Here is a 12,283-nt window from a genome sequence, read left to right as displayed (position 1 = left end):
TTTTACAATGATAAAAAGACTAGTAATACCAATTCTGACTCTGTGTACGGTATTGGTTAGTTCCTGCAAACTGGATCTGCTCGACAATCCGAATGCGGTAACGACCAATAACACCGATATAAACTATCTGCTGAACCAGGTTGAGGTGAGCTATGCAGCACACTTCAATCAGGTGAGTGACCCCGGTATGCGGCTTACCCGCATGCTGAACCAGGGCGCTGCGTTTTACGATAACGCCGTGTCGCCGGGTGGGCAGGATGGTACCTGGACAACGGCTTATGCCGGTATCCTGAACGATGTGAAAGCCCTGATTCCGCTGGCAGAGAGTGGTGAATTGTTTGTTCATGCGGGTATTGCCCGTACGCTAAGAGCCTCTGTGCTGGCAAATCTGGTTGATGTATACGGCGATGTACCTTACTCAGAGGCTCTCGACCCGGCTAATTTCAACCCTAAAGTTGACGGTGGGGCCAGTATCTACACGGCCGCGCTGGCGGATCTTGACAAGGCTATCGAAAACTTCAACGCCAAGGCAAGAGCCGGCGCAACGGGCGATCTGTACTACGGCGGTAATACGGATAGCTGGATTCGGGTTGCGAATTCATTGAAACTGAAAATGCTGCTGAACCGGCGGCTGGTCGACAAAGCAGGCGCTACCAACGCTATCAACGCCCTGATCACCGGGAACCGACTGGTGACAACAGCTGCGCAGAACTTTGTATTTAAGTACGGCACGAACCTGACCAACCCGGATACCCGTCATCCCCGTTATGCCGGTCAGTATTCCCCCACCGGCGGTGGCGACTACCAGTCGAACTCCTACATGGGCCATATGTACCAGAGTAAGGGCTTTCCGGACCCGCGCATCCGCTACTATTTCTACCGCCAGGTTACGGCAAACACTAAAGACGTAAACGAACTGCGTTGTATCACCAACCAGAAACCGGCACACTACGGTCCCAACGATGTGTTTTGTTTACCCACCACCATTGGTTACTGGGGACGCGATCACCTGAGCAACGAGGGTATTCCACCAGATGGCCTGCGCCGTACCGCCTGGGGGGTATACCCGGCCGGTGGCTTGTTTGATAACGATGCCGGACGTCCTGTATCGCTGGGAGCCGGTGCCGGTGGGGCGGGTATCCACCCGATCATGATGCGCTCGTTTGTTGACTTTATGCTGGCCGAAGCCGCGCTGACGCTGGGAACAACGGGCGATGCGAAAGCCCTGCTGAAATCGGCCATCGAAAAATCAATGGCCGACGTTCGGGCCACCGCCCTGGGTACAACCGAAGGCGGTAAGATCACGGCTTTCGAGACCGACCAGAAAATGGTGTGGGCCGATGAGGTAAGTAAGTACGTAACGAAAGTACTGGCTGACTATGATGCAGCGGCTACGGCAGACGAAAAGCTGAATATTGTTGCTACTGAGTACTGGATTGCGCTGTACGGGAACGGTGTCGAGGCTTATAACCTATACCGCCGTACCGGCAAGCCCGCCAACCAGCAGCCTGCGCTGGACCCTAATCCGGGCCAGTTTGTCCGCTCGTTCTATTACCCGACCTCCTACATCGCCCGGAACAGTAATGCCAAACAAAAGGCAAACGTAACCGTCCCGGTGTTCTGGGATACTAATCCGGCCGGATTTGTCAAGTAACCCATTCCTGATCGCTCCTGCTGCGGGAGGAGTGATTGACAACACTAACTTTTAAAAAACACAGATATGAACTATCAGAAAGCGCTGTCAATCCTGCTGGGGTTCGGGCTGCTGACAATGGCCTGTAAAACACAGATGGTTGAGAAGTTAGACGATTTTAACCTGGAGAGCGGTGGGTATATGCGTACCGTGACACCGTATCCGGTTGCCGCGTCTACGTTCAGCGTCAGTAAGGCCAATATGGCAGGTACGAAAATGGAGCTTGTTGCCGAAGCGGTAACCCCGAACCAGGGATCACTGCTGGCCTCGTATGACCTGACCATCAAGTTTGTGGATGCGACGCCGGCGAATGGCACCAAGACTACCGCCGAAGTACCCCTGAAGTCGATCCCGGCCTCTGCGTATGCCAAGGATCCACAAACCGGCTACCCAAGAGCAACCATTTCGGTAACCGGCGCCGAAGCCTTAACGGCTACCAAGCTGACCAACGAGGATATTTCGGCGGGAGACCGGTTTGAGATTAATGCGGTGATGCGATTAACAAACGGAAAATCGTTTACCGCAAAGAACACGGGTTTGAATATCACCGGAGGAGCCTTTTACAGTTCTCCTTTCTTCTACCGCCTGAACGTGGTGCAGTAGGCAAAGCGATTGGATCAGCGTTTCCGGAGCCGGCGAGTATGGTACTCGCCGGCTTTTTTGTGCCTGTGTGAAAGCAGCAACGGTGTAGGACGGGCAGGCAAAGCCGGATGGATAGGTGGACGAATCAGAAATATAGACCAGCAAATCATTAAACATTTACTATAGCGTATGAGTTACCTTGGAGGAAGATACCATTTTACCTGAACTAAACTAAAAACTAAGATGAAAAACACTACCCGACAGACTAATCGATTACCCGCTCTCCGGCCCGATAAGCGATCGTGGCAATTAACCGCCCTTTATGGGCTATAAGTAGACCTTGCACAGCTAATCAAATCTTTTATTATATTTTCTGATACCGGCTGATGAAAGCCGGCATCTTTTGCTGTTTATCTAAATTAAATTTAACCTAACTAATTATTATGAGGAAACGCTTTTTACTAAGCATTTTTTCTCTTTTGGTGCTGGTGGGTGGTGCGTTTGCCCAACCTGTCCGTGTAACCGGGAGAGTGACATCGCAGGAAGATGGTAGCGGACTACCAGGTGTGAGTGTAGTAGTGAAGGGGACCCAGCGGGGTACAACGACCGATGCGAACGGAGCCTATACTATTGAAGCAGATAATAACTCAACGCTGAGTTTTAGCTTTATCGGTTATACCTCAAGAGATGTGCCCGTCAATAACCGGACGGCGGTTGACGTTGTCCTTTCTTCTGATACCCGGCAACTGAGTGAAGTGGTTGTAATTGGGTATGGTACGGCACAGCGTACCCGCGTTACCTCCTCCATATCATCTATTGGTGGTCAGGCAATTGCCAATCTGGCCACGCCCAGCTTTGACCAGCAACTCGCCGGGCGGGCTGCTGGGGTGCAGGTAACCATTCCTTCGGGTATAATCGGGCAGCCGCCGATCATCCGGATTCGGGGTACCAATTCCATTACGTCCGGTACGCAGCCGCTCATCGTGGTCGATGGCGTTCCCATCATTACGGGTAACCAGAGTGGGGTAACCTCTACGAACCCGCTGGGCGATATTAACCCGCAGGATATTGAGTCTTATGAAATTCTGAAAGATGGGGCCGCTACCGCCATCTACGGCTCGCGGGCGGCCAACGGGGTGATCCTGATTACGACCAAGCGAGGCCGTAAAGGCGCTGGAGTTAAGGTAAACCTCGACATTCAGGGCGGATTCACCCGGCCTATCTCCCGCTTCGATCTGCTGAATGCCCAGGAGTTTGTAGAGGTCGCCAATGAGAAGTTTACCAATGCCGGTCTTCAGGCGCAGGCCCGGCTCGACTCGGTCAACACCAATACCGACTGGCAGGAGCAGATATTCCGGACCGGCGTATCGCAGAACTATAACCTGAGCGTAACGGGCGGTGGGGAGAAGACCACGTATTACTATTCGCTTGGCTATAACAACATCACAGGCGCTATCCGTCCGAACGCGCAGAACCGGTATTCGTTCCTGACCAATATCGATCATACCATCAACCGGTTCCTGACGGTAGGGGCTAAAGTACAGGTGGCCCGCACGCAGAATACCGGTCTTAATACCGGTTCCAATGCGCTTTCGGGTAATATTGCCAACGCAGCCCGTTTGTTCCCGAACGTACCCATCTTTAGTGCCACTCATCCGACCGGCTACAATGTTTCGCCGGATGGCGCGGTACTGGGCAACGGCGCTAACCTGCGGAACATCGATAATAACTACACCAACATTGCTTTCGTCCTGAATAACAATCTATTTCAGGCGGCTACCAACCGGGCCCTGGCCAATGGTTATCTGCAATTTAATTTCACCGACTGGCTGAACTTCCGGACGCAGATCGGGGCCGACCTCACCAGCCTGCGCGACTTCCTGTCATGGGATCCCCGTCATGGAGATGGCCGGGGCTCCAACGGTCTGGTTAGCCGGACCTCGCGGGAACTTACCCGCTGGAACTGGCAGAACCTGCTGAACATCGACAAGGATTTTGGACCGCACAATTTCAACGTAACCCTGGGGGTCGAGTACCAGAAAACCGATGTGTCTTCATTTACCTCCGGCGGTCAGAATTTCTCCGACCGGTTCTTCCAGCAGAATGGTCTGGTAACGGGTACCTACGCCACCCAGACGTCGAGTGGCTTGTTTACCCCGACGGGCTTCGACTCGTACTTCGGCCGTATCCTGTATAGTTTCCAGGATAAATACCTGTTCAGCTTCAGTGCGCGGAATGATGGGATCTCATCGTTGCCGGCCGCTAATCGGCGGGGTACGTTCCTCGGTGGTTCAGTGGGCTACCGCCTTGGGCAGGAGGAGTTCTACCGGAATTCGGGCGTAGGGCAGGTGATGAATGACGCCAAAATCCGGGCTAGTTACGCCGAGGTAGGAAACGTGGACATTGGAGCCTTCCCGTACGCTGGTCTGTTCTCGTCGGCGCAGTATGCTACGCAGAATGGTATCGGTTACGGTCAGGCCGGCAACCCGGATCTGCGTTGGGAGGCCAGTAAGAAATTTGGTGTTGGTCTGGACCTGTCGTTCCTTAATAACCGGATCACGGGTACGTTTGACTTTTTTCGCAACAACATCGACGGCATCATTCTGGCGGCACCAACCGCGCCCTCGCTGGGGGTTCCGGGCAACTCCATCAGCCGGAACGTTGGCCGGATGTACAACCAGGGCTTTGAGTTTGGGGTAAACGTCGACGCCATTAACCGGGAAGGTTTCCGGTGGAACGTCAACGCCAACTTCACCACCATTAAAAACCGGATTGTGGAGCTGAACAAAAACCCGCAGGGTGTAGACCAGGATATTACGTTTACGTATACCATCAACCGGGTAGGGCAGTCTATCAGTGCCCTGTATGGCTATGAGTCGGCAGGCGTAAACCCCGGCAATGGCAATCCGCTGTTCCGGAAAGGAGATGGTCGTCTGGTGCAGCGCGACGTAAACACGGGTGGTTACTCGTTCTATGACCCGGCCAACCCGACAAACGCGACCAATACGCAGGGGGCTGCATTAAGTTCGGTAGACATAGCGAATGGGGGTGACCGGCGGATTTTGGGGAATACCCAGCCTACTTACTTTGGCGGTCTGACCAACTCCTTTAGCTGGAAAGGTCTGGATCTGGAAGTATTTGTACGCTTCTCGGGCGGCAACAAGATCATGAACGTAACCCGCCAGGAGACACTGCTGAACCAGGACTTTAACAACAATGGCCGCGAAATTCTGCAGCGCTGGCGGGCGGATAATACCAATACGGAAGTGCCCCGACTGTATATCAACCGGGGTAATATCATCAACTTCAACGGGCAGACGATCAGCCGCTTTGTAGAGTCGGGCGATTTCGTGCGGATTCAGAACATCATTCTGGGCTATACCTTCCCAAAGACGTTGTTCAATCCCGGAGCCTCTTTCCCGATCAGCAGCATCCGGCTGTTTGCGCAGGTGCAGAACGCCTTTACGTTTACGAAGTACACCGGACTGGATCCCGAGCTGAACTTCAACCAGAGCGGAGACACGAACTTCAACCAGTTTGGCGTTGATTACAACTCAAACCCGCAGATACGGTTTGTCAACTTCGGCGTAAACGTTGGCTTCTAAAATTGTTTGAAGTTTCAGGTTTCAGACCTCTTGCTGAAACCTGAAACTTCAAGCCTCAAACCTTAAACGATTTTATGACTACATATAAATTAGGTACAATAGCGTTGCTGACGGGGTTGCTGGCGGTAACTTCCTGTCAGGTGAATGACCTGGAGCCGCAGAACTCGTTATCGGAGACTACGGCCTTTCAGACCCCCGAGCGTATTGAACTGGCCGTAGCCGGGGTGTACGATGGCGCTCAATCCGGTTTCTACCTGGCCGGAGCCGTGCGCGGATATCCGTTTGGTGCGGCACACCTCCAGCAGGGCGATATGCGGGGTGAAGACATGATCAGTACGCAGGCGTTCTATGCCGTTACCTATCAGAATACCTACGATGCAACATCGCCCAATAATGGATTCTTCTGGCAAACAACGTACGCCATGATCAACCGGGCTAATGTCGTGCTACAGGGTTTGAGTACCGTACAGCCCACGGCTCAGCTGACGCAGGCACAGATTAATTCGTACATTGGCGAGTTACGTTTTCTGCGGGCGCTGGGCCACCACTACCTGGTTGTCCATTTTGCGCGACCCTTTGCGGATAACCCGACCACTAACCTGGGGATACCGTACCGAACCACGCCGGTAACGGGTGGTTCCTCGGTCGATCAGGCTGTCCAGCAGCCGCGCAATACGGTGGCCGAAGTATATACGCAAATCCTGGCCGACCTTGATTTTGCCGAGCAGAACCTGCCCGTTACCCGGGCCGCCCGCATTACCAGGGCCACCCGTGGAGCCGCCATTGCGCTGAAAACCCGCGTCCGGCTTCACCAGAACAACTGGGAGGCAGTGATTACGGAAGCGAATAAGCTTGTTCCCCAGGCTGCTCCTTTTACTAGCCCAATTGGGGGATATCAACTGACAGCATCGCCATACGGGCCGTTCGGTGCCGGTAACAAGAGCAATACGGAGTCAATTTTCTCCATTGAGAACAATGACGTCGACAATGCCGGTGTAAATGGTGCCCCCGGTACCATGTACACGGCAGCTTCGCTCAACGGCCGGGCCATTATTGCCATTAGTCCGCTGCTGTGGAACCAGCCGTTCTTCCCGGCGAATGATATTCGGAAGTCGGATTTGATGGTGTCGAAAGATCCGGTAACGTCGCCGGGACGGGGAGCTTATTTCAGCAAGAAATATTCGGATCCGACTACCCGCACCGACAATGCCCCGATTATCCGTTACGCGGAGGTGTTATTAAACCTGGCCGAAGCCCTGGCGCGTACATCGACGGGCGTTAATGACCGGGCGGTAGCCCTGCTGAGTGCCGTACGGAACCGGGCCGTGCCCGATGCGGCCAACCGCTATACCGCAGGAAGTTTTGCATCCAATACCGATCTGGTGAAGGCGATCCTCAACGAACGCCGGATTGAATTTGTGGCTGAAGGAATGCGATGGCTGGATATTCACCGGCTGGCACCCGATCCGGTGTACCGGCAGGCTCCGGGCATTCCGGTGAAGGTGAGCAACGGTATATCTAATTTTGGGCCGCTGTATACCAACGATCCCACAACCACCTTTACCACCCAGGCGGGCATTCCGTACAGCGATTACCGGTTCATATGGCCTATTCCGATTGAAGAGATTGTGAACAACCCGACGCTGGCTACGCAGCAGAATCCGGGGTATTAAAAAAAAATAAATAAAAAAGTACAGAGCCCAGGCAACGTTTTTGTCTGGGCTCTGTCTTTAATGGGGTCGTTCTGCGACTTTGTAAATGCCTGGCATTTTTATAAAAGTCTATTTTTATGACCGCTTCAATTAATCTGTTACTGGGTTATTTATTACATTGCGCGTTAGAAACAAATTAAAAACACAGTCTATGAGGAAAACTCTATTACTCTTGGTGGGTATACTGGCAGTGCTTGTACAGGCTGCTATGGCCCAGGATCGCCGGGTGACGGGTAAGGTCACAAACGCCGAAGACGGTACCGCAGTGCCGGGCGTGAACATCCAACTAAAAGGCACTAACAGAGGCACGCAGTCAGATGCAAGCGGTAATTATACGATCAATGTGCCATCCGCCGGTGGAACTCTGATATTTAGTTTTATTGGTGCGGTAACGCAGGAAGTTTCCATTGGAAACCGGACTACCGTAGATGTGAAGTTAGCTAATGACACCCGGTCCCTGAATGAGGTGGTGGTGGTAGGTTATGGTACGCAGCAGCGCCGGGATCTGACCGGATCACAGGTGACCATCAAAGGCGACGAGATTGCGCGTTTGCCGGTGACTACTTTTGAGACCGCCTTGCAGGGGCGTACGCCGGGGGTTCAAATCACCCAGGGAAGTGGTAAGTTAGGGGCGGCTTTACAAATTCGGGTTCGGGGTGCCGCGTCTATTTCGGCCAGCAATGAGCCCTTGTATGTTTTAGATGGCATTCCGATAACATCGCAGGATCTGAATACGACTGACAACGAGAAAATTAGTCCATTGTCGGATATTGATCCGAACGATATTGAGTCGATCGAGATCCTGAAGGATGCATCCGCTGCGGCTATTTACGGGTCACGGGCCTCCAATGGAGTTGTTCTGATCACTACCAAGCGTGGCAAGGCCGGCCGTACCAATGTACAGGTTGGTTATTATACCGGTTTTAGTAAGCCGACCCGCCTGCGTCAGTTCCTGAACGGGCCTGAGTACGTAGAATTATTTTCGGAAGCGATTACCAACGCCGGTATTGAGCTGGATGATCCTGGTGATGGTTTTCCTGGCTATGGACTTGATCCGAATTCAGGAGTTAACAGCAACTGGGCGGATGCTGCTTTTCAACAAGGCTCGGTCAATCAGGCTAACTTCAATATCAATGGGGGTAATGAAAAAACCCGCTTTAACCTGGCCGGATCAACAAACCAGCAGGTCGGTATCATTATCAACAATAAATTTAACCGAAACAACATCCGGTTAAATCTGGATCACAACATCACCAACAAGTTCAGCATCGGAACCAGTCTGGCTTTTGCGCGAACCAACAACCGCAAAGTGCCCGGCGACAATGCATTCTCTAATCCGGTGCAGTTGAACGCGTTGCCGCCGATTCAGCCGATTTTTGATGCCAATGATCCGACCGGCTATAACCGCCAGACATTGTATTATAACAACCTGGTTGAATCGAACAATGCCAATAATTACGCCAGAACGTACCGCACGTTCGGTAGTCTTTTCGGGTCCTATCAACTGCTGCCGGGGCTGACATTCCGGAGCGAATACGGGTTTGATATTCTGAACCTGCAGGAAGAAACTTATCAGGGACGTCTGACCGAAGATGGGGCACCAAACGGGGAAGGCTACCAGGCACAGACTCGCTCCAACAACTGGACAACCAACAACACGCTGTCGTATTCGAAAAATTTCGGCGCTGAGCATAGCCTGGACGCCCTGGCTGGTCTTACCTACCAGGAGCAAACGGTATCGGCCGTTTCGGCTACGGCCCGGAATTTCCCGACCGACCAGTTCCAGAAGCTGGCTAGTGCCAGTCAGAAAACAGATGCCAACTCAACCGAGACCGGATACAGCATTGTGTCGTACCTGGCGCGGGTAAACTATAAGTTTCGGGATCGTTACCTGTTTGGCTTAACAGGCCGGATCGATGGCTCATCCCGTTTTGGGGTTGATAACCGGTACGGTATTTTCCCTTCAGTATCTGTCGGCTGGATATTAAGCGATGAGGACTTTATCAAAAACGCGGTTCCCGCAGTCAGTCTGCTGAAACTGCGTGCCAGCTACGGGGTAACCGGAAACTCGGAGATTGATAACTTTGCTTCACGTGGTTTGTACTCAGCCATTCCGTACGCCGAGCAGGTAGGTATCCGGCCGACGCAAGTGGCCAATACCGAACTCCGCTGGGAGCGGTCCAAGCAGTTGGATCTAGGGTTGGAATTTGGTGTGCTGAATAACCGCATCAATGGACAGATCGATGTCTACGACAAAACTACGGAAGATCTGTTGCTGAATGTGCCGCAACCGGCTACCAACGGGTTTACGTCTATTGCCAAGAACATCGGTAGCCTGCGCAACCGGGGCCTTGAATTTAGTATCACCACTCAGAATTTTGTGAATGCCTTCCGGTGGTCGACCAACTTCAATATTGCCTTTAATAGAAACCGGATTACGAAGCTGAATGTAGCGCCAATCCGGGCCAGTTCCCGTTTCCTGAGCTATGTTACGGAGGGCCAGCCCTTAGCTATTTTCTACGGTAAGAAATATTTAGGTGTTGATCCGCAAAACGGCAATGCGCTATATGAAGGTGTCAATGGCGAACCTACTGCCGATTATGCTTCCGCTCCTGAATTATTTGTTGGTAATCCGAATCCGGACTTTACGGGAGGATTGAGCAACAACTTTTCCTATAAAGGATTTGATTTGAGCTTCCTGTTCCAGTTTGTGTACGGCAACGACATTTATAATACGGCCGGGGTATTTCAGTCGGTGAACGGTGACTACTACGATAACCAGACCAGAGATCAGCTTCGGCGCTGGCAGAAGCCGGGTGATATTACCGATGTCCCCAAAGCAATACTGTACGGCGGTAATGGAACCGGCGTTTCATCGCGCTGGGTGCAGGATGGCTCCTTTCTGCGGCTGAAAACAGCCAGTTTGGGGTACAATATCCCAAGCCAGCTGTTGCGTAAAGTATTCGTGCAGTCGGCCCGCGTCTATGTGACCGGCTTAAACCTGCTCACGTTTACAAAGTATGACGGCTACGATCCTGAGGTCAACACGGGTTACCTGGGCGCTACCAACCAGCTTACCAACATTGCCCTGGGTCATGACTTCTATACGCCACCTCAGGCCCGGACCATCACGGTTGGGGTTAACTTAGGATTCTAAAGAAAACGCATCTGGCAGCCTGTTAATCCTTGCCGGATGCCTACAAACTATTAATGCTATTTCATTCATTTCTACAATGAAAAAAACCATATTATTCATAAGCCTGACATTGGGAATCGGGTTTTCTGCCTGCGATGACCGGTTGAATCTCAATCCCCAACAGTCAATTGACGCGGCAACGGCGTTATCGTCAGCTCAGGATATACAGAGTGCCCTGATTGGGGCATACGGCGTCAATGCCGGCTTGCTCGGTGGCGGTCTGGCCGATGCTGAACTTTACGGTACTAACCTGAACCTCTTACCTGAGCTGCTGGCTTCCGAAAACTACGTTGCCTGGAGGGGTACCTTTCAGGGATACCGGGAGATAACCACCAAGCAGATGCTGGCAACTAACTCAGAATCGCAAAGAACATGGATTACCGCTTATCAGGTTATCAACATTGCCAACAGCGTACTGGAGTCGCTAGACAAAGTACAGAATGCAGATCAGAAAAAAGCGTTTGAAGGAGAAGCCCGTTTCCTGCGAGGCATTATGTATTTTGAGTTAGTGCGCTTGTTTGCCCTGCCTTATGGCGCTACCGCTGCGAATAACCAGTTGGGCGTTCCTATCGTGCTTCGGGCCACGCAAACCCAGGCGCAGGCGGCAGAAACCCAGGCCCGGAATACAGTAGCCGAAGTATATAACCAGGTACTCGATGATCTGCAAAAGGCATCGACAATGTTACCTGAGGACAATGGGCTCCGGGCAGATAAGTATTCGGCATTGGGCTTTCTGGCGCGCGTGTATCTTCAGCAGGCCGACTATGCGAAGGCGCTGGCGGCCGCTAATCAGGTGATTGAATCTGGTAAGTTTCGCCTGAATGAAAACGTCACCAACTCGTTCCGGAGCAAAAATACCGCCGAAAGTATTTTTGAGATTCAGCAGAATACGCAGAACAACCCGGGTACCTCCAACGACGGGCTTACTACCTTTTACGCCAGTATTCCGGCCAATGGTTCAGCCGTAGGGCGCGGTGATGTGCAGGTCCTCAATTCGTTTGTTGAACAATACGCTCCGAACGATGCTCGCCGTACGGAGTTGTTCTACATTGGTGTGAAAGGGAACGGAACGCGCTATTATACCGGTAAGTGGAGTGATTTTGGCACGAATATTCCTGTTATTCGCCTGGCTGAGATGTTGCTGATCCGGGCTGAAGCTAACCTTCGTTTGGGTAGCGCGGTCGGGGCCACGCCGGCAGCCGACCTGAATGCTGTCCGACTACGGGCTGGGGTAGCTCCCATTAGTAGCCCAACGGTTGAGGACGTACTGAGAGAGCGGGTGCTGGAGCTGGCTTTTGAAGGCCTCCGTATCCACGACATCAAGCGGACCCGCCAGAGCGTTGGAACGCTGGCCTGGAACGATCCTAAACTGGTGATGCCAATTCCGAAGCGGGAAATAGATGCCAACAACCTGCTGGTGCAGAACCCAGGGTATTAATTAATGGAAGACCTATTGACCAAAAGGCACCTGACGTAAAAAATCAGGTGCCTTTTG

Annotated in this window: 6 protein-coding genes; all 6 read left to right on the top strand. The window is 52.4% G+C overall.

Translation table 11 applies throughout. The features are described from left to right. Positions 1-7: 7 nt before the first annotated feature. The 6 genes from ABD949_RS13580 (at position 8) to ABD949_RS13555 (ending at position 12,226) form a co-directional block, all read left to right on the top strand. A complete protein-coding gene (locus ABD949_RS13580; protein WP_345244286.1) occupies positions 8-1,654 on the top strand; it encodes a SusD/RagB family nutrient-binding outer membrane lipoprotein in 1,647 nt (548 codons plus the stop codon). Positions 1,655-1,720: 66 nt separating this feature from the next. Then, complete coding sequence (locus ABD949_RS13575; protein ID WP_345244285.1) at positions 1,721-2,296, top strand: hypothetical protein; 576 nt, start codon at positions 1,721-1,723, stop codon at positions 2,294-2,296. Positions 2,297-2,718: 422 nt separating this feature from the next. After that, positions 2,719-5,880: a SusC/RagA family TonB-linked outer membrane protein gene (locus tag ABD949_RS13570; RefSeq protein WP_345244284.1), complete on the top strand. Its 3,162-nt coding sequence runs from the start codon at positions 2,719-2,721 to the stop codon at positions 5,878-5,880. 74 nt (positions 5,881-5,954) lie between these two features. After that, positions 5,955-7,553 (top strand): RagB/SusD family nutrient uptake outer membrane protein, encoded by a 1,599-nt coding sequence (locus ABD949_RS13565; protein ID WP_345244283.1) that lies wholly within the window; start codon positions 5,955-5,957, stop codon positions 7,551-7,553. Positions 7,554-7,743: 190 nt separating this feature from the next. Then, on the top strand, positions 7,744-10,749 hold the full coding sequence (locus ABD949_RS13560; RefSeq protein WP_345244282.1) for a SusC/RagA family TonB-linked outer membrane protein: 3,006 nt from the start codon (positions 7,744-7,746) through the stop codon (positions 10,747-10,749). A 76-nt stretch (positions 10,750-10,825) separates the two neighbouring features. Further along, on the top strand, positions 10,826-12,226 hold the full coding sequence (locus ABD949_RS13555) for a RagB/SusD family nutrient uptake outer membrane protein (RefSeq protein ID WP_345244280.1): 1,401 nt from the start codon (positions 10,826-10,828) through the stop codon (positions 12,224-12,226). Positions 12,227-12,283 lie beyond the last annotated feature (57 nt).

Origin of the sequence: Nibrella saemangeumensis, assembly GCF_039541915.1 — a bacterium.
Taxonomy (GTDB): Bacteria; Bacteroidota; Bacteroidia; order Cytophagales; family Spirosomataceae; genus Nibrella; species Nibrella saemangeumensis.
This window is presented reverse-complemented; position numbering and strand designations above follow the sequence as displayed.

What these genes read in the sequence shown, in the direction of transcription:
- ABD949_RS13565 (WP_345244283.1), top strand. Translation starts at nt 5,955, where the DNA reads ATGACTACATATAAATTAGGTACAATAGCGTTGCTGACGGGGTTGCTG.
- ABD949_RS13580 (WP_345244286.1), top strand. Translation starts at nt 8, where the DNA reads ATGATAAAAAGACTAGTAATACCAATTCTGACTCTGTGTACGGTATTG.
- ABD949_RS13575 (WP_345244285.1), top strand. Translation starts at nt 1,721, where the DNA reads ATGAACTATCAGAAAGCGCTGTCAATCCTGCTGGGGTTCGGGCTGCTG.
- ABD949_RS13555 (WP_345244280.1), top strand. Translation starts at nt 10,826, where the DNA reads ATGAAAAAAACCATATTATTCATAAGCCTGACATTGGGAATCGGGTTT.
- ABD949_RS13570 (WP_345244284.1), top strand. Translation starts at nt 2,719, where the DNA reads ATGAGGAAACGCTTTTTACTAAGCATTTTTTCTCTTTTGGTGCTGGTG.
- ABD949_RS13560 (WP_345244282.1), top strand. Translation starts at nt 7,744, where the DNA reads ATGAGGAAAACTCTATTACTCTTGGTGGGTATACTGGCAGTGCTTGTA.